Annotated in this window: 16 protein-coding genes and 1 pseudogene; 15 read left to right on the forward strand and 2 right to left on the reverse strand. The window is 71.9% G+C overall.

All coding sequences use genetic code 11. The features are described from left to right. Positions 1-77 precede the first annotated feature (77 nt). Complete coding sequence (locus ACFP2V_RS12565; protein WP_381210047.1) at positions 78-887, reverse strand: NAD-dependent epimerase/dehydratase family protein; 810 nt, start codon at positions 885-887, stop codon at positions 78-80. A gap of 232 nt (positions 888-1119) precedes the next feature. Between ACFP2V_RS12565 and ACFP2V_RS12570 the strand changes: the two genes are divergently transcribed. Both ACFP2V_RS12570 and ACFP2V_RS12575 read left to right on the forward strand, forming a co-directional pair. After that, the gene (locus ACFP2V_RS12570) at positions 1120-2061 is read left to right on the forward strand and encodes a 5-dehydro-4-deoxyglucarate dehydratase (RefSeq protein ID WP_381210050.1); all 942 of its coding nucleotides are present in this window, start codon (positions 1120-1122) and stop codon (positions 2059-2061) included. After that, positions 2058-3257 (forward strand): hypothetical protein, encoded by a 1200-nt coding sequence (locus ACFP2V_RS12575; protein ID WP_381210053.1) that lies wholly within the window; start codon positions 2058-2060, stop codon positions 3255-3257. Before ACFP2V_RS12570 ends, ACFP2V_RS12575 begins: the two co-directional genes overlap by 4 nt. Here ACFP2V_RS12575 and ACFP2V_RS12580 read toward each other — a convergent pair. Next, positions 3194-4471 (reverse strand): MFS transporter, encoded by a 1278-nt coding sequence (locus ACFP2V_RS12580; RefSeq protein ID WP_381210056.1) that lies wholly within the window; start codon positions 4469-4471, stop codon positions 3194-3196. The two genes, ACFP2V_RS12575 and ACFP2V_RS12580, sit on opposite strands and share 64 nt — an antisense overlap. 148 nt (positions 4472-4619) lie before the next feature. Here ACFP2V_RS12580 and ACFP2V_RS12585 point away from each other — a divergent pair. From ACFP2V_RS12585 to ACFP2V_RS12645, 13 genes and pseudogenes are all read left to right on the forward strand, one after another. Next, positions 4620-4898 (forward strand): annotated as a pseudogene (locus ACFP2V_RS12585) (maleylpyruvate isomerase N-terminal domain-containing protein); the annotation flags it as partial. A gap of 173 nt (positions 4899-5071) precedes the next feature. Then, positions 5072-5593 carry an MBL fold metallo-hydrolase gene (locus ACFP2V_RS12590; RefSeq protein ID WP_381210059.1) on the forward strand — a complete coding sequence of 174 codons (522 nt, stop codon included), beginning with the start codon at positions 5072-5074 and terminating at the stop codon, positions 5591-5593. A 119-nt stretch (positions 5594-5712) separates the two neighbouring features. Beyond that, positions 5713-6435 carry a GntR family transcriptional regulator gene (locus ACFP2V_RS12595; protein ID WP_381210061.1) on the forward strand — a complete coding sequence of 241 codons (723 nt, stop codon included), beginning with the start codon at positions 5713-5715 and terminating at the stop codon, positions 6433-6435. Continuing rightward, the gene (locus ACFP2V_RS12600; RefSeq protein ID WP_381210064.1) at positions 6432-7340 is read left to right on the forward strand and encodes a dihydrodipicolinate synthase family protein; all 909 of its coding nucleotides are present in this window, start codon (positions 6432-6434) and stop codon (positions 7338-7340) included. The genes ACFP2V_RS12595 and ACFP2V_RS12600 overlap by 4 nt, the downstream gene beginning before the upstream one ends. Then, complete coding sequence (gene araD / locus ACFP2V_RS12605; RefSeq protein WP_381210067.1) at positions 7337-9085, forward strand: L-arabinonate dehydratase; 1749 nt, start codon at positions 7337-7339, stop codon at positions 9083-9085. Before ACFP2V_RS12600 ends, araD begins: the two co-directional genes overlap by 4 nt. Before the next feature lie 114 nt (positions 9086-9199). Beyond that, positions 9200-10135 (forward strand): carbohydrate ABC transporter permease, encoded by a 936-nt coding sequence (locus ACFP2V_RS12610; RefSeq protein ID WP_381210070.1) that lies wholly within the window; start codon positions 9200-9202, stop codon positions 10133-10135. Next, positions 10132-11034 (forward strand): carbohydrate ABC transporter permease, encoded by a 903-nt coding sequence (locus tag ACFP2V_RS12615; protein WP_381210073.1) that lies wholly within the window; start codon positions 10132-10134, stop codon positions 11032-11034. Before ACFP2V_RS12610 ends, ACFP2V_RS12615 begins: the two co-directional genes overlap by 4 nt. Beyond that, entirely contained in the window at positions 11031-12323 is a 1293-nt protein-coding gene (locus ACFP2V_RS12620) for a Gfo/Idh/MocA family protein (RefSeq protein WP_381210076.1), read from the forward strand. Before ACFP2V_RS12615 ends, ACFP2V_RS12620 begins: the two co-directional genes overlap by 4 nt. Continuing rightward, positions 12320-13165 (forward strand): DUF6807 domain-containing protein, encoded by an 846-nt coding sequence (locus tag ACFP2V_RS12625; RefSeq protein ID WP_381210079.1) that lies wholly within the window; start codon positions 12320-12322, stop codon positions 13163-13165. The genes ACFP2V_RS12620 and ACFP2V_RS12625 overlap by 4 nt, the downstream gene beginning before the upstream one ends. Then, a complete protein-coding gene (locus tag ACFP2V_RS12630) occupies positions 13162-14721 on the forward strand; it encodes a glycoside hydrolase family 43 protein (RefSeq protein WP_381210082.1) in 1560 nt (519 codons plus the stop codon). The genes ACFP2V_RS12625 and ACFP2V_RS12630 overlap by 4 nt, the downstream gene beginning before the upstream one ends. Positions 14722-14961: 240 nt before the next feature. After that, positions 14962-16326 (forward strand): ABC transporter substrate-binding protein, encoded by a 1365-nt coding sequence (locus ACFP2V_RS12635; protein WP_381210085.1) that lies wholly within the window; start codon positions 14962-14964, stop codon positions 16324-16326. A gap of 173 nt (positions 16327-16499) precedes the next feature. Beyond that, entirely contained in the window at positions 16500-17306 is an 807-nt protein-coding gene (locus ACFP2V_RS12640) for a rhamnogalacturonan acetylesterase (protein WP_381210088.1), read from the forward strand. A gap of 107 nt (positions 17307-17413) precedes the next feature. Then, the gene (locus ACFP2V_RS12645; RefSeq protein WP_381210090.1) at positions 17414-18775 is read left to right on the forward strand and encodes a pectate lyase family protein; all 1362 of its coding nucleotides are present in this window, start codon (positions 17414-17416) and stop codon (positions 18773-18775) included. Positions 18776-18827 lie beyond the last annotated feature (52 nt).

Raw genomic sequence — 18827 nt, forward strand, 5'->3', positions numbered from 1 at the left:
CGTCGATTTTCCGCCGCGACCGTGCGTGCGGGCGGCGTCGGTTTCGTGCAGTGGTGCTGCCGGTACTGCCGGTGCCGTCAGTACGGCCAGATCGGCGGATCGGTGACGAAGTGGCCGCCGATGCACGCCTGCGCCGGGTCGGCCGGGTCCAGTTCGCCCTGCTCGGCGACGAGCTTCGCGGCGAACGGCTCGGAGTCGTCCCGCGGGTCGTACCCGAGGGCGCGCGCGGAGGTGAGGTCCCACCACAGCCGGGTGTTGTCGGACGAGCCGTGGACGACCGTGTGGCCGACGCCCTCGGCGGTCAGGGCCGCGTGGAAGAGGCGGGCGCCGTCGGCGGGGCTCATCCACACCGAGAGCATCCGCACGCTGGTCGGCTCGGGGAAGCAGGAGCCGATCCGTACGGAGACGGTCTCCAGGCCGTGCTTGTCCCAGTACAGCTGGGCGAGGTCCTCGCCGAAGCACTTGGACAGACCGTAGAAGGTGTCCGGGCGGCGCGGGGTGTCGATGGGGATGAGGGGGTCGTCGCCCTGCGGGCGCGGGGTGTAGCCGACGGCGTGGTTGGAGGAGGCGAAGACGATGCGCCCCACGCCCTCCTCGCGCGCGGCCTCGTACAGGTGGTAGGTGCCTTCGATGTTCGCCGCGAGGATCTTCTCGAAGGAGGCTTCCAGGGAGATGCCCGCGAGATGGATGATCGCGTCGACCCCGCGGACCGCCTCGCGCACGGCCTCCCTGTCGGCCAGATCCGCCACGATCGCGTCCGGCTCCCCCTCGACGGGCCGCAGGTCGAGCAGGCGCAACTGGTAACCGTAGTCCGGGAGCAGGCCTCGCATCAGGGTGCCGAGGCCGCCGGCGGCGCCGGTGAGCAGGACGGTGCGGGGAGCGGGCATCGAGGATCTCCTTGCATCACCGGCCGTGCATGTGCGCGCACGGCATTCATATGCGTGGACACGGTAAGGAGGCGGCCCGACGCCCGTCAAGTATCTCCCACCCTCTCGCGGGGTGAGGGAATCGGCTGGTGTGTGACGGGTCGGCGCGCTTGACCGGCGTCCCGGGGGCGCTCTAGCGTGACATCGTTCAGAGATGTAGACGCCAATCAAGAATATGGACCTGGGAGAGCTTGTGACGCCAGCCCCTCTCGCCGCCCGACTCGGCATCCCCAGCGGACCGCTGTTCTTCCCGGTCACCGCCTACGGACCCGACGGCTCCGTCGACCTCGAGACCTATCGGCTCCATGTGCGCGGCGGGGTCGAGGCCGGGGCCGCCGCCGTGTTCGCCTGCTGCGGCACCGGGGAGTTCCATGCCCTGACGCCCGAGGAGTTCGAGGCGTGCGTGCGGGTCGCCGTCGAGGCGGCCGACGGACGCGTCCCGGTCGTCGCGGGCGCCGGGTACGGCACCGGCCTCGCGGTGCGCTGGGCCGCTCTCGCCGAACGGGCCGGGGCGGACGGGCTGCTCGCCATGCCGCCCTACCTGGTGCGGGCCGGCCAGACGGGACTGGTGCGGCACTACCGCGAACTGGCCGCGGCGACCTCCCTGCCGGTGATCGTCTACCAGCGCGACAACGCCCTGTTCACGCCCGAGAGCGTCGTCGAACTGGCCCGCACCGAGGGGATCGTCGGCCTCAAGGACGGCCACGGCGACCTCGACCACATGCAGCGGATCGTCAGCGCCGTACGCACCGAAGTCCCCGGCGAGTTCCTGTACTTCAACGGGCTGCCCACCGCCGAGCAGACCCAGCTCGCCTACCGTGCCCTCGGCATCACCCTCTACTCGTCCGCGGTGTTCTGCTTCGTGCCCGAGATCGCCCTCGCCTGCCACCGGGCCCTGCACACCGGCGACCGGGCCACCGTGGACCGCCTGCTCGACGGCTTCTACCGGCCCTTCGTCGAACTGCGCGACCGGGGCCGCGGATACGCCGTCTCCCTGGTCAAGGCCGGGGTGCGGCTGCGCGGCCTGGACGTGGGCGAGGTCCGGCCGCCGCTCGACGAACCGGCCGGGGATCATGTCAGGCAACTCGCTCAGCTGATCGAGCGGGGACTCGCACTGATCGAGGAGACCAAGTGAAGGCATCGGCGTTCGTCTACCCCTGGGACGTCAACGGGGACCCCCAAGCCCCCGCGCGGCTCGCCGCGCTCGGTGTGGCGCAGGCGACGCTCGCCTCCGCCTACCACTCCACGCGTGCGCTGACCCCCCGTCACCCGCGCCACCGCATCGTCACCGCCGAGCACGCGGCCGTCCTCTACCCGCCCGGCGCCCACTGGGCCGGCCGCACCCCGCGCCCGTACCCCTCCGGCGACTGGGCCCCCGGCGACGCCTTCGGCGAGGCCGCCGCAGCGTTCGCGGAAGTGGGCCTGGACGTGCACACCTGGGTCGTGCTCGCGCACAACTCCCGCCTCGGCGCCGACCACCCGGACACCTCGGTCGTCAACGCCTACGGCGACCGCTACCCCTGGGCCCCCTGCATCGCGCAGCCCGCCACGCGCGCGTACCTGACCGGTCTGGCCGCCGAGGCCGCGGTGCGGCCCGGGGCGAGCGGCACCGAACTGGAATCCCTCGGCTGGTACGGGCTCGCGCATCTGCACGCCCACGACAAGACCGCCGGGGTCGGCCTCGGGGACGCCGGACAGTACCTGATGTCCCTGTGCTTCTGCCCGTCCTGCCGCGAGGGCTACGGGGCTCAGGGCCTGGACGCCGGTGAACTGGCCGCGACCGTACGGGCCGCCCTGGAACCGGTGTGGCGGGGGGCGCCCTCCGACGGAGGCTGGGCCGGAGTCGAAAAGCTCCTCGGTGAGGAGACGGCGGCCGCCACGCGCGCGTGGCGCGACGAGGCGGCCCGCACGCTCCAGGAGGCGGCGGTCCGGGCGGTACGCGACGCGGCCCCCGAGGGCTTCCAGGTCCTGCTGCACGCGGATCCGGTGTCGTACCACTGTGGCGCGAACGCCGGCGTCGACCCCGCGCACATCCTCTCCGTCGCCGACGGCGTGGTCGTCCCCTGCACCGGCGGCCCCGCCCTGCTGACGCCGTTCGCGCGGGAGGCGCGGGAGGCGCGAGAGGCACAGGACGTACCGGAGAACCGTCCGGACGCCGTCCTCGCCGCCAACTTCACCGTGGTCTCCGGCATGGGCGGCAGCCCCGGCACCCTCGCCGCGGACGCGGCCGAGGCCCGCCGCCTCGGCGCGACGGAACTGCGCCTGTATCACGCGGGACTGGCGTCGGACGGCGACCTGGAAGCGGTGCGCTCGGCGCTCACCGCACTCTGAAACAGCGCCACCGCCACCGCCGACAGTGTGCACCCCAGGGCGATCAGCAGCAGCCGGTGGTCGAGCAGTTCGACCAGCGCCGCGCCGGCCGCCAGTCCGAGCACGTTCGGCGTGAACACCAGTGTGTCGGCGGTGGCGGTGACCCGGCCCAGCAGCGGGCCCGGCGTCTCCCGCTGCACGGCGGTCAGCGTGGCGATCAGGACGGCGGGCAGCCCCGCCCCGATCGCCGCGCTGCACGCCCACGCCACCGGATCGTTCGGCACCGCGCGCAGCGCGACGGCGGCGGCCAGCAGGGCGATGCCGTACGCCGCGAACCGCCGCTCGCCGAAGCGGCGCAGGGCAGGCCCCGAGCACAGGCCCACCGCCACCGAGCCCGCCCCCTGGACGGCGTACAGCACACCGGCGTACGCGGGGGAGTGGCCGAGGCCCTCGACGACGGCGTAGACCAGCGCCCCGCTCAGTCCCGCGCACAGCATCGTGGCGCCGCCCGCCAGGACCAGCGGGCGCAGCGCAGGATGCGACCACAGGTGACGGGCGCCCTCGGCGATGCGCTCCCGGTGGCTGCCCGCCGGTGGCGCGGGCCGCTCCTCCCGCACGCGCAGGAACGCGTACAGCACCGTGGCGAGCAGGAAGGTGACCGCGTCGAGGAGGGCGACGGACGCCCCGCCGTACGCGGCGTACAGGCCCGCGCCCGCCAGCGGGGCCAGGAGCTTCATGCCCTCGCCGGCCGTCATCCGCAGCCCGTTGAAGTCTCCGAGCAGGGACCGGTCCACGGCGGTGGCGATCAGCGCCGACTCGGCCGCGTCGTGGACGACGCCCGCCGCGCCGTACACGAACAGCACCGCGTACAGCAGCCACAGGCCGTGCGGAGAGTCGACGGTGAGGAGGATGAGCAGGAGCCCGGCCAGGAGCAGACTCGTGCCGATCAGCAGCGGCTTGCGACGGAACCGGTCGGCGAGCGTGCCCAGCAGCGGGCCGGCCAGGGTGGGGGCCCACATCGCCAGTGGACAGAGCGCGGCCAGCCCGTCCGAGCCGGTGAGGTCCTTGACCCACACGCCGGAGGCGAGCCACAGCGCGGACGTGCCGAAGCCCGACACCACCACTCCGGCCAGGTAGAGCCGCGCGTTCCGCTCCCGCACCACGCGCACCGCGGTCCAGGTCCGCCCTCTTGATCTGCCCGGCCCGCCCGTTCCTTGCGTTCTGTTCGTCGTCATGCCAGGCCATCGTGGGGCTAAGGGCTGTCCCTACGCATCGGGCAGATGCCTCGGACACGGCACGGGCGAGCGATGAGTTCCGGGGCCGTGCTCGGTCAACCCTCCAGGAACACCCGTGCGCGCACGGCACAGCCATGAGGAGCAGCCCATGACCGACAAGACCCCCGGCCTCGGACCGCAGGCGCGGATCGTGGCGCGCCTCGCCCAGGGGGTCACCGACGCGCATCTCGCGGACGGGACGCCCTGCCCCCGGTACGCGGTGCACCACGTTCTGGACCACCTCGCCGGACTGGCCGTCGCCTTCCGCGACGCCGGCCGCAAGGACCTCGGCGTCACCACCGACACCGGTCCGGACGCCGCCCTGCCGGACCTCCGCCCCGGTTGGCGCGAGGACCTGCCCGCGGTGCTCGACGAACTCGCCGAGGCCCGGGGGCACCTCCCACGCCCTTGAGGCGGTGGGGGAACGCCCAGGACCGTTCGGGGCGTGCGGCCGAGCAGACTTACTCCTGCTCAGTCCAGGGGAACGGTACCTCCCTGCTCGAACGGAGTTGAGAACTTGGGGAAGGTCTCGCCCACGGCGGGCTCACCCCGCCCGCGCCCGTGCCGGTGTACGCGCCGGCGGGCTGCACCGGGGGCACCTCCCACGCGTTGGGCAGTGGGGGGAGCCTCGCAGGGTCCTTCGCGCGGCCGGACGCCGGGTTCCTGGGCAACGTCCTCGACGTCAGGACGTTGCACGACGGCCACACCGTACGGCCGGCGGGGCTGGACCTGACGTCCCGCGCCGTCACCCACGACGTCGAGACCTACGGGCTGCGCGCCGCATGCGAGGGGAAGTCCTTCGCCTCCTCGGGGGACAGTGGACTCTGCGCCGCGCTCACCCGGCTCGCCCGCGACGCCGACCTGTTCCGCTGCGAGGCCGACCTCGACGGGCATCACGAAGGCGGACAGGCGCACCTGACACCCGAGGACGCCGGTGCCGTCGCCCGCGCGCCCGGAGCGCGCGAGCTGTTGGTCACGCAGGCCGGACCCACCCTCACCCCCGAGGCCGCGACCGCCCGCGCCGCCGTCTCCTCCGGCGGTCCCACCGCCACCGCCCGGGAGGGCCGCACCTACCCGGTGTGAAGCAACACCACTTTCCTTTGTCAGAAGCATTGACGAAACCCCGGGCCGCTCCTAGTTTCATCGCGTCGTACTTCGTACGTCATATATGAGACGCGATACGCGAGATCCGAGAGGCGCACATGACCTCTGTGCCCATGCCGATCCCCTCCCGCACGCAGTTCGTGCTGGAGGAGATCAAACGACGCATCCTCACCGGCCGGCTGACGCCGGGCCAGGCCCTGGTGGAGACCGACCTCGCCGCACAGTTCGGGGTGTCCAAGACCCCGGTGCGGGAGGCGCTCAAGACCCTGGCCGGCACCGGTCTGGTCGTCATGAGCCAGTACAAGGGCGTCACGGTGCGCATGGTCGACGCGGACATGGCACGCGAGGTCCACGACGTGCGGCTCCTCCTCGAACCCGAGGCGCTGCGGCGCACGGTCCGGCGCGGTGCCTCCCTGGACGCCGCACGCGACGCACTGACGAGGTCCGACGAGGCCACCGACACCGCCGAACGCTCCCTGACCAACCGCGAGTTCCACCGCGCCCTGTACCTGCCGTGCGGCAACCCGCTGCTCGGTCGGATGCTCGACGAGGTCCGCGACCAGGCCGCCCTCGTCTCCGCCGTCGCCTGGGCGGCCGACCCCTCCTGGGAGCGGGAGGCGAGCGAGCACCGCGAGATCCTGCGGCTCGCCCTCGCCGGTGACGCGGACGGCGCGGCGCGCGCCCTGCAGGCGCACATCATGTCCTTCCTGCGACGGGCCTTCCCCGGCGCGGAACCCGGTGCCGAGGAAGGCCTCGAAGCCCAGGACATCCCCGAAGCCCCGGCAGCCCCGGCAGCCCAGAAAGAGGACGGTCAGGCATGACGACGACGTTCGAGACCCAGCGGGCGGCCCTGGCCGACGTGGTGGCGATCCCGGTGACCCCGTTCGCCGAGGACGGCTCCGTCGACCCGGCCGGATACCGGGCCCTGCTGCGCCGCCTCCTCGACGCCGGCATCACCACCCTGACCCCCAACGGCAACACCGGCGAGTTCTACGCCCTGACCCCCGAGGAGCGGCGCACGGTCACCGAGCTGACCCTCGAGGAGACCGGCGACGGCTCGTCCGTCCTGGTCGGCGTGGGACACGACGTGCCGACCGCCGTCGCCTCCGCACGGCACGCCCGTGACCTCGGCGCGCGGATGGTGATGGTGCACCAGCCCGTCCACCCCTACGTCTCCCAGAGCGGCTGGGTCGACTACCACCGCGCCATCGCCGAGGCCGTGCCCGACCTGGGCGTCGTCCCCTACATCCGTAACGCCCAGCTCACCGGTGCCCGCCTCACCGAACTCGCCGACTCCTGCCCCAACGTCATCGGCGTGAAGTACGCCGTGCCGGACGCGGCGAAGTTCGCCGCCTTCGCGCGGGACGCCGGCCTCGAGCGGTTCGTGTGGGTCGCCGGGCTCGCCGAGCCGTACGCCCCCTCCTACTTCTCGGCGGGCGCCACCGGCTTCACCTCCGGCCTGGTCAATGTGGCCCCGTCGGTGTCGCTCGACATGATCGGGGCGCTCAGGTCGGGCGACTACGCGACCGCGATGAAGGTCTGGGAGCAGATCCGCCGCTTCGAGGAACTGCGCGCCGCCAACGGCTCCGCCAACAACGTCACCGTCGTCAAGGAGGCCCTCGCCTCCCTCGGCCTGTGCCGCCGCGAGGTCCGCCCGCCGAGCAGGCCGCTGCCCGAGGACGAGCGGGCCGAGGTCGCCGCGATAGCCGCGGGGTGGTCCGTATGACCGAGTCCGGTACGACCGGGGCCCGCAAGCGGCCCGAGGACCTGCGCAGTCACCAGTGGTACGGCACGGACGGGCTGCGCTCCTTCAGCCACCGCGCCCGCACCCGCCAGCTCGGCTACCTGCCCGAGGAGCACCTGGGCAAGCCCGTCATCGCGATCCTCAACACCTGGTCCGACATCAACCCCTGTCACGTCCATCTGCGCGACCGGGCACAGGCCGTGAAGCGCGGGGTGTGGCAGGCGGGCGGTTTCCCGCTCGAGTTCCCGGTCTCCACGCTCAGCGAGACCTTCCAGAAGCCGACCCCGATGCTCTACCGCAACCTCCTCGCCATGGAGACCGAGGAACTGCTGCGCTCCTACCCGGTCGACGGGGCCGTGCTGATGGGCGGCTGCGACAAGTCCACGCCCGCCCTGCTCATGGGCGCCGCCTCGGTGGACCTGCCGGCGGTCTTCGTCCCCGCCGGGCCGATGCTCCCCGGGCACTGGCGGGGCGAGACCCTGGGTTCGGGCACCGACATGTGGAAGTACTGGGACGACAAGCGGGCCGGTGTCATCGGCGACTGCGAGATGCAGGAACTGGAGAGCGGCCTGGCCCGCTCGCCCGGCCACTGCATGACCATGGGCACGGCGTCCACACTGACCGCCGCCGCCGAAGCCCTCGGCGTCACGATCCCGGGCGCCTCCAGTATCCCGGCCGTCGACTCCGGGCACGACCGGATGGCCGCCGCGGCCGGGATGCGCATCGTCGAACTGGTCCACCGCGACCGGAAGCTGAGCGACATCCTCACCGCGGACGCCTTCGAGGACGCGGTGACGACGGTCCTGGGCCTCGGCGGCTCCACCAACGCCGTGATCCACCTGATCGCCATGGCCGGCCGCGCGGGCGTCGCCCTCACCCTCGACGACTTCGACCGCGTCGCCCGCACCGTCCCGGTGCTCGCCAACGTACGGCCCGGCGGACAGACGTACCTGATGGAGGACTTCCACTTCGCGGGCGGTCTGCCCGGGTTCCTCTCCCGGATCGAGGACCTGCTCCACCTGGAGAGGCCCACCGTCTCCCACGACACCCTGCGCGAACAGCTCGCCGGCGCGCAGGTGCACCACGACGACGTCATCCGGCCCCGGGACAAGCCCGTCGCCGACGAGGGCGGGGTCGCCGTCCTGCGCGGCAACCTCTGCCCCGACGGCGCCGTCATCAAGCACATCGCCGCCGAACCGCACCTGCTCAGGCACACCGGCCCCGCGGTCGTCTTCGACGACTACCGGACCATGCAGCGCACCATCAACGACCCGGACCTGGGCATCACCGCCGACCACGTGCTGGTGCTGCGCAACTCCGGCCCCAAGGGCGGGCCCGGCATGCCCGAGTACGGCATGCTGCCCCTCCCCGACCACCTGCTCAAGCAAGGGGTGCGGGACATGGTGCGGATCTCCGACGCCCGGATGAGCGGTACGAGCTACGGCACCTGCGTGCTGCACATCGCGCCCGAGTCGTACGTCGGCGGACCGCTGGCCCTCGTCCGCACCGGGGACCTGATCACCCTCGACGTCGAACGCCGGCTGCTCCGGCTCGAAGTCGACGACGAGGAGCTGGAACGGCGCAGGGCGCAATGGACGCCTCCGCCCGCACGGTACGAGCGCGGCTACGGCGCGCTCTACAACGAGCAGATCACCCAGGCCGACACCGGCTGCGACTTCGAGTTCCTCGCCCGGCCGGGCACGGTGCAGGACCCCTACGCGGGCTGACCGCGAGCACCCCGCGCGGTCCGGCCACCGGATCGCACGGCGCCCCCGCACATCCGAGAAGAAAGCGCTTCACCCCCGCACAGCACGACGTACACCGAGAAACGGAGAACAGTCATGGCCCAAGCCGCAGCCGTGGCGAAACCGCCCACGCCACCGAGGCGGCGCCGTGCCTCCGCCACACCGCGCAGGCTGCCCTACCTGCTGATCGCCCCGGCCGGCCTGCTCATGCTGGGCTTCATCGCCTACCCGGTCATCAGCGTCTTCTACTACAGCCTGCAGAACTACAACCCCACCAAGCCGTGGCGCAACGGCTACGCGGGCCTCGACAACTTCGTCCACCTCTTCACCGAGGACCCGCTGTTCTGGGACACCCTGGTCTTCAGCGCCAAGTGGGTCGTCGTCGAGGTCGGCCTCCAGCTGATGTTCGGTCTCGCGCTGGCGCTCATCGTCAACCAGACCTTCGTCGGCCGGGGCATCGGCCGCGCACTGGTCTTCTCCCCATGGGCCGTCTCCGGCGTGCTGACCTCGGCGATCTGGGTGCTCCTCTACAACTCCCAGACCGGCATCACCCGTTACCTCGCCGACATGGGCATCGGCGAGTACGGCACCAGTTGGCTCTCGGACACCTCCACCGTCTTCTCGGCGGCGGTCGTCGCCGACCTCTGGCGCGGCGTCCCCTTCTTCGCCATCCTCATCCTCGCCGACCTCCAGTCCGTCTCCAAGGACCTGTACGAGGCCGCCGAGGTCGACGGGGCCAGCCGCTTCCAGCAGTTCATGCACATCACGCTGCCCCACCTCAAGGACGCCATCATCCTGTCCACGCTGCTGCGCGCGGTGTGGGAGTTCAACAACGTCGACCTGCTCTACACCCTCACCGGCGGCGGGCCGGCCGGCGTGACCACGACGCTTCCGCTCTACATCGCCAACACCAGCGTCGACGCCCACAACTTCGGCTACGCGTCGGCCCTCACCACGGTCGCGTTCGTGATTCTGCTCTTCTGCTCGCTCGTCTACCTGCGGCTGAGCAAGTTCGGAGGCGAAAGCAAGTGATCACCAAAGAGGCCTCCCCGGCCGCCCCCGCCCCCGCGCGCTCCGCCGCCGAGCCGCCGAGCCGCCCCGCGCGGAAGAAGCACCGCGCCTGGGACGAGGTGCCCCGCCGGCACATCTACCTCCCGCTGGGCATCTATCTCCTGTTCACCCTCATCCCCTTCTACTGGATCCTGCTCTTCGCCCTGCGCCCGGCCGGCTCGACCTCGCTGGTGCCCTGGCCGATGACGACCGCCCACTTCGAGAAGGTGTGGACGGACCGGGCCTTCGGCACCTTCTTCCAGAACAGCGTGCTCGTCGGTGTCGCCACCCTGATCACGACGACGCTGGTGGCCCTGGCCGGCGGCTACGCGCTCGCCCGGTTCGACTTCCGCGTCAAGCGGGTCTTCATGCTCGCCCTGCTCTGCTCCCAGTTCGTGCCCGGCGCGTTGCTCCTGGTCCCGCTGTTCGAGATCTTCGCCGGACTGCAGATGATCAACTCGCTGGGCAGCGTCATCATCGCCGAGACGGTCTTCCAGCTGCCGCTGTCGATGATCCTGATCAGCAACTTCATCAAGAACGTGCCGTACTCCCTGGAGGAGGCCGCCTGGGTCGACGGATGCGGCAGGATGCGGGCGTTCCGGGTGGTCGTCCTGCCGCTGCTGCGGCCCGGACTGATCGCCGTCGGCTCCTTCGCCTTCGTCCACTCCTGGAACCACTTCCTGTTCGCCCTGATGTTCCTCAACAACCAGGAGAAGCAGACCATCCCGGTCGGTCTGAACACCCTGATGAGCGCGGACAGCGTCGACCTCGGCGCCCTCGCCGCGGGCGGCATCATCGCGGCCGTGCCCGTCGTGATCGTGTTCGCCTTCATCCAGAAGTGGCTGATCACCGGCTTCAGCGCGGGGGCGGTGAAGGGATGACCACAACCGGGACCGCACCCCGGGCCGAGTCCGGGGCCGCCTCCAAGGCCGCCTCCGGCGCCACGCCCCGGCCCGAGCCGCTGCCCGTGGTGCTCGCCGGCGCCCGCGGCCACGGCCGCTGGCACGTCGCGAACATCCGCAGGCTCCAGGAGGACGGGCTCGTCCGGCTGGCCGGCATCTGCGAGCTCACCCCGCTCACCGAGGACGAGTACGGAGGCGAACCGCCCGAGCAGTCCGCCGACTTCGGCGCCCTGCTGGAGTCCACCGGAGCCCGGATCGCGGTCGTCTGCACCCCGATCCACACCCACACCGACCTCGCCCTCGCCGCCGCCGAACGGGGCGTGCACCTCCTGCTGGAGAAGCCGCCGGCACCGTCCTACGCCGAGTACCGCCGGATGGCCGACGGGGTCGCCGCGGCCAAGATCGCCTGCCAGATCGGCTTCCAGTCGCTGGGCTCGCACGCCGTGCCCGCCATCCGCGCACTGGTCGCCGACGGCGCCATCGGCCGGCCGACGGGGATCGGTGGCGCCGGGGCCTGGGTGCGCCCGGAGGACTACTTCCGGCGGGCGCCCTGGGCGGGCCGGCGCCGGCTGGACGGCGTCGACGTGATCGACGGCGCGCTGACCAACCCGCTCGCCCACGCCGTCGCCACCGCCCTGGCGCTGGCCGGCAGCACCCGCGCCGAGGACGTCACCGGCATCGAGACCGAACTGCTGCGCGCCAACGACATCGAGTCCGACGACACGTCCTGCGTCCGCGTCACCACCGCACAGGGCCGGCCGGTCACCGTCGCCGCGACCCTGTGCGCCGAGCGGGCCGACGATCCGTACGTCCTCGTGCACGGCACCAGCGGCCGGATCACCTTCTGGTACAAGCAGGACCGCGTCCTGGTCCAGCGCGCGGGCCACGGTCCCGAGGAGCTCCACTTCGGCCGGACCGACCTGCTGGAGAACCTCGTCGACCACCTCGTCACCGGCGCCCCCCTGCTGGTCCCCCCGGACGCGACCGGTGCCTTCATGAAGGTCGTCGAGGCGATCCGGCGGGCCCCCGACCCCGCCCAACTGCCCGCCGGCGCCTGGCACCGCGTCCCCGGCGAGAACCGCCGCGTCGTCCCCGGTATCGACGAACTCGTCGCGGCCGCCGCCGACACCCTGTCCCTCTACTCCGAACTCGGCGCCTCCTGGGCCCTGCCCGCACGGCAGGCCGTACCCGAGCCCGTACGGCAGTCCGGAGAACCGTCCGCACAGCAGTCCGCACCGCACCCGCCGAAAGAGGTGAGCACCCGATGACCAGCGACGACTTCGCTGTCCTGCGCGTTGCGGGCCGGCCGGTCGGCCGGTACGTCACCCGGCCCGAGCTGCCCCACAGGCTCTCCCCGCGCCCGTATCTGCACCCCGTCACCACCCTGGCCGGCACAGCGGTCACCGAACTGTCCCCCGCGGACCACACCCACCACCTCGGCGTCGGTGTCGCCGTCCCCGACGTCGAGGGGCACAACTTCTGGGGCGGGCGCACCTACGTCCGCGACCGGGGCTCGACCGAGCTGGACAACCACGGCTCCCAGCGGCACACCGGCTTCCAGCTCCGGGACCCCGACGGCTTCGTGGAGGAGCTGCGCTGGATCGCCGCCCCCGGCGAGCTGCTGCGGGAGCGCCGTACCGTCGCCGCCACCGGACTCACCGACACCGCCTGGGCGCTGGACTTCACCTTCTCCCTCACCAACGTCACCAAGGCCCCGCTCTCCATCGGCAGCCCGGCCACCAACGGCCGCCCCGGCGCCGCCTACGGCGGCTTCTTCTGGCGGGCCCGCAAGGAGGAGAGCGAGCCGGACGTCTTCAGCTCCTCGGCCGAGGGCGAGGCCGCGGTGCACGGCCGGCGGGCCGACTGGCTGGCCCTGGCCGGCGCCGGCTGGACGCTGGTGTTCGCCGGGGCCACCGAGGCGACCCGCGGCGACCCCTGGTTCGTGCGCACCGCCGAGTACCCCGGCGTCGGCTCCTCCCTCGCCCACGACGCACGGCTGCCGGTCCCGCCCGGGGAGACGGTGGTCCGCCGCGTCGTCACCGTCGTCGCCGACGGCCGCCTCGGCAGGGACGACGCCGCCGCCCTGGTCCGCAAGGCGGTGAGCCCGTGAGTGCCCCGCCGGCAGACGTCACCTACCGCAACCCGGTGCTCGACGCCGACTGGTCCGACCCGGACGTGATCCGCGTCGGCGACGACTTCTACCTGACCGCCTCCAGCTTCGGCCGCGTCCCCGGACTGCCGCTGCTGCACTCCCGCGACCTGGTCAACTGGACACTCGTCGGCCACGCGCTGCAACGCCTGCAACCCGAAGGCGAGTTCGGGGTGCCCCGGCACGACTGCGGGGTCTGGGCGCCGTCCCTGCGCCACCACGACGACCGGTTCTGGATCTTCTGGGGCGACCCCGACCAGGGCATCTTCCAGGTCAACGCCCCCGAGATCCGGGGCCCTTGGAGCCGACCCCACCTGGTGAAGGCCGGCAAGGGCCTGATCGACCCGTGCCCACTGTGGGACGAGGAGACCGGCGAGGCATACCTCGTGCACGCCTGGGCGAGGTCCCGATCCGGCGTCAAGAACCGCCTCACCGGCCACCGCATGCACCCCCACGGCACCGAACTCCTCGACGAGGGCAAGGTGATCGTCGACGCCGACCGGATCCCCGGCTGGTTCACCCTGGAGGGGCCCAAGCTCTACCGGCACGACGGCTGGTTCTGGATCCTGGCACCCGCCGGGGGAGTGGAGACCGGCTGGCAGGGCGCCTTCCGGTCGCGCGACTTCTTCGGTCCGTACGAGGAGAAGGTGGTCCTGGAACAGCGGGACACCGACGTCAACGGGCCCCACCAGGGCGGCTGGGTGCGCACCCCGTCCGGCGAGGACTGGTTCCTGCACTTCCAGCAGCGCGGGGCATACGGCAGGGTCGTGCACCTCCAGCCGATGCGCTGGGGCCCCACGGGGGGCACCTCCCGTTCGAGCGAAGGCGGGAGCGGGAGCGGCTGGCCGGTGATCGGGGACAACGGTGCCCCCGTCGCCGAGCACCGCCGCCCGGACCTGCCCGCCCAGCCGGCCGCCGCCCCCGCCACCGACGACGACTTCCCCGGCGGCCGGCACGGCCGTCAGTGGCAGTGGACGGCCAACCCCCGGGACGGGTGGGCCACCCAGCACTCCGCCGACGGCCTGCGGCTGACCTGCGTCCGCACCGCCGACGCGCACGACCTGCGCAAACTGCCGCACATCCTCACCCAGCGGCTGCCCGGCGCCCCGTGCACCGTCGAGGTGGAACTGCGGCTCGACAGCGTGGAGCCCGGAGCGCGGGCAGGCCTCGCCGTCCTCGGGGACGCCTACGCCTGGATCGGACTCCAGCGCGGCACGGACGGCACGGCACACCTCGTGCACCGGTTCGCCGAGACGGTCGCCGGGAGCGAACGCGACGCCGGCCACCCCCGGCTCGTCCCCGAGGGCAGCGTCCGGCTGCGGATCGAGGCCGGTGCCGGAGCCCGCTGCCGCTTCTCGTACGACACCGGGGACGGCTTCCGTCCCTCCGGGCAGATCTTCGCCGCCACGCCGTGGCGCTGGGTCGGCGCCCTGCTCGGCCTGGCCGCCCTCGCCCCGACGGGCCAGGGGCACGCCGGGACAGCGACCTTCACGCGGTTCAGGATCAGCACCACCTGACCACCGCCCCCCGTACGCCTGTTGGGAGCCGCAATGACGCACCTCCTGAGCAAGCGCTTGCCGATGCCGACCTCGATACCGGGCACGACGTCGATCCCGGCCTCGGCGCCCGCGCCGGCACCGCCCCCACGTGACTGAACCCCGCCGGACGACCGCGAACGCCCCCCACACCCGCATGTACCGCAGTTCCCGTAAGTGCCGTTGGAACCAGAAGAACCAGAAGCAGAAGAGAGCCGACCAATGAAGATCAGCAATCGCAGAAGCAGCAGCACCGGCAGGCGCCGGACTCCGGTCGCCGTCGCCCTGGGCGCCGTGCTCGCGCTGACCGTCACCGCCTGCGGCGACGACGGCAGCGGCGCGGGCGGCGACAAGGGTGGCGAGGGCAGCGGCACGGGCAAGATCACCTTCTGGGACAACAACGGCGGTGTCCGCACCGACATCTGGAAGGAGATCATCGCCGACTTCGAGAAGGCCAACCCGGACATCAAGGTCGAGTACGTCGGGATCGCCTCCACCGAGTACCAGTCCAAGGTCGACACCGCCATCCAGGGCGGCGGCCTGCCGGACGTCGGAGGCATCAGCGCGTCGATGCTCGCGGGCTTCGCCGCCCAGAAGGCGGTCGACCCGCTGGACGACCGACTGGGCAAGTCGCCCCTCGAGGGCAAGCTGAACAAGGACATGGTCGAGTCGCTGCGCGCCGCCGGCGGCGGTGACGACAAGCTGTACTCGGTTCCGACCTCCGCGAACAACGGCGTCCTCTACTACCGCACCGACCTGTTCGAGAAGGCGGGCCTGGAGGAGCCGACCACCTGGGACCGCTTCTTCAAGGCCGCGGACAAGCTCAGCAACAAGGGCAAGAACGAGTTCGGCTACACCATCCGCGGCGGCGCCGGCTCCATCGCCCAGGCCCTGGACGCGATGTACGGCCAGTCCGGCATCACCACGTTCTGGGACTCCACCGGTGAGAAGACCACGGTCAACGACCCGAAGAACGTCGAGGCCCTGGAGAAGTACGCGGGCCTGTTCAAGAAGGTCACTCCCGCCGCCGACCTGAACAACGACTTCACCAAGATGGTCGCGCAGTGGGACTCGGGCACCATCGGCATGCTCAACCACAACCTCGGCTCGTACCAGGACCACGTGAAGGCGTTCGGCGCCGACAAGTTCCGGGGCATCCCGCAGCCGACCGGGCCCGACGGGGCCCGGGTCCAGGTCTCCAACCCGGTCGACGGGCTCGGCGTGTTCCAGAGCTCCAAGAACAAGGACGCCGCCTGGAAGTTCATCGAGTACGCGGTCTCGGCCGAGGCCAACTCGAAGTTCAACGAGTCCGCCGGACAGGTGCCGGCCAACCTCGACGCCGCCAAGGACGACTGGATCCAGAAGGCGGAGCCGACGAAGCTGGCCGCGGACGCGCTGAGCGACGGGTCGACGACGATCGTCCAGCTGCCGTACTACCTGCCCGACTGGAACACCGTCTCCAAGGCCGACAACGAGCCCAACTTCCAGAAGGTGCTGCTCGGGGACATGAGCGCCAAGGACTTCCTCGACACCCTGGCCGAGCAGCTGAACGAGGCCCAGGCCGAGTGGCAGGAGCAGATGGCCTGAGCGGTATCCGGTAACACCGCGGTATCCGGTATTACCGCGGGGGCGGCCCGTCCCCTCCGGGTCACGGGCCGCCCCCGCGGCCGGCCGCGCCCGCCCGGCCGCGGCCCGCACACAGGTACAGTCCCGCGCCCCCGACGGGGCTCCTCGGGACCCTTGCTGAAAGGCACAGGCTTGTGTCGCTCACTCGCAGACAGGTATCCGCCGCCGGTCTCGGCCTTCCCCTCGCCCTCGCCGTGACCGGCACCGCCCAGGCCGCCCCCGGGCGTCCCCGTTCCCGCACCCTCTATATCGCCGGGGACTCCACCGCGGCCCAGAAGTACGCCGACGCCGCCCCTGAGACCGGGTGGGGCATGGCGCTCCCCTTCCTGCTCCGCCCCGGCCTCGACGTCGCCAACCACGCGGTGAACGGCCGGAGTTCGAAGAGCTTCGTCGACGAGGGGCGGTTGGAGACGATCCTCGCCGCCGTCCGGCCCGGCGACCTCCTGCTGATCCAGTTCGCGCACAACGACGAGAAGGCCACCGACCCGGCCCGCTACACCGAGCCCTGGACGACGTACCGGGAGTATCTGCGGCTGTACGTCGACGGCGCCAGGGCCCGTGGGGCGCGGCCCGTGCTGGCCACCGCCGTGGAACGCCGGAGGTTCGACGCGGGCGGCGCCGCCGTGCCGAGCCACGGCGACTATCCGGCGGCGACGCGGGCGCTGGCGCAGGAGGAGCGGGTCGCGCTGCTCGACACCCAGGCCCTGTCACTGGCGCTGTGGCAGGAGCTCGGGGCCGAGGAGACGAAGAAGTACTTCAACTGGACGGCGACCGAGCAGGACAACACGCACTTCAACCCGCCCGGCGCCATCGCCGTGGCGCGGCTGGTCGCCCGGGAGCTGCTGCGCACCCGGGTGCTCGTACCGCGGGACGTGCGCCGACTGAACGACGTGATCCCCGAGTCCTGGATCACCTGGCCGGACGCCGGCGCCACCGCCTGACACGCCCGACACGCCCGACACACCCGGCTTGCCCGGCTCGCACCGTGTGAGCCGCACGCCCGGCAGTCCGCGACACCGACCGAACGAGACACAGGGAGACCCGCACCATGACCCGCACCCCGAACGGACAAATGTGGCATGGGCATGCCACGATGAAGGCCGCCGCGCTGGCCGGCTGCACCGCCCTCGTACTGGCCCTGACCGGCACCGGCGCCCAGGCGCACGGCGGCCACTCCGGTGATCACCCCGGCAAGCACCGCGACCCCGCCCGCCAGACACTCGGTGCGAACGACGGCTGGGCTTCCCACGGCACCGGCACCACCGGAGGCGCAGGCGCCGCACCCGCGCACGTCTACACCGTCAGCGACTGGGCCGGGTTCAGGGCGGCCCTGGCGGACGGCGGCACCGCACCGAAGATCATCAAGGTGCGGGGGGCCATCGACGCGGTCTCCGCCGGCTGCGACTCGCTCGCCGTCCCCGGCTACGACTTCGACGCCTACCTGGAGAAGTACGCGCCCGAGACCTGGGGCCTGGAACAGGACCTGAGCGACGAGCCCGACGACAGCCCCGAGGGCCGGCGCAGGGCCTCGGCGGCCCACCAGAACACCGCGATCAAGGCGAACGTCCCCCCCAACACCACGATCATCGGCATCGGAAAGAACGCCGGGTTCAAGGGTGCCAGCCTGCAGATCAAGGACGTCGACAACGTCATCGTCCGCAACCTCACCCTCGAGAGCCCTCTCGACTGCTTCCCGCAGTGGGACCCGACCGACGGTGCCAAGGGCAACTGGAACTCCGAGTACGACACCGCCGTCGTCCACAGCGCCACCCACGTCTGGCTGGACCACAACACCTTCACCGACGGCGAGCACCCCGACAGCGCGGCCCCCACCCACTTCGGGATGCTGTACCAGCAGCACGACGGCGAGCTGGACATCGTCCGCGGCGCCAACTACGTCACCGCGTCCTGGAACGTCTTCACCGAGCACGACAAGACGATCCTGATCGGCAACAGCGACAGCGAGTCCACGGCCGTCGGCGACCGGGGCAAGCTGAAGGCGACCTTCCACCACAACCTGTTCTCGAAGCTGGCCGAGCGAACGCCGCGCGTCCGCTTCGGGCAGGTCGACGTCTACAACAACCACTTCGTGGCGGAGCAGGGCTTCTCCTACAGCTTCGGCATCGGCAAGGAGTCCCAGCTCGTCGCCGAGCACAACGCGTTCACCCTGGCGAAGGGCGTCAGCCCGGCCAAGATCCTCAAGCGGTGGACCGACTCGCCGCTCACCGCGGAGAACAGCCTCGTCAACGGCAAGCGGGTCGACCTGATCGCCGTGCACAACGCGGAGATCCCCGAGGAGACCCTCCGGTCCGGGGCCGGCTGGACACCCACCCTGCGCGCCGGCATCGACCGGGTGCAGGCGGTCCCGGCGCTGGTCAAGCACGGTGCGGGAGCGGGCCGCCTCCGCTGACCTCCTCCCCGCACCCCTGACGCCGGGGCGGGCGCGTACCACCCCCACTGTG

Origin of the sequence: Streptomyces incanus, assembly GCF_042656345.1 — a bacterium.
GTDB classification, from domain to species: domain Bacteria; phylum Actinomycetota; class Actinomycetes; order Streptomycetales; family Streptomycetaceae; genus Streptomyces; species Streptomyces incanus.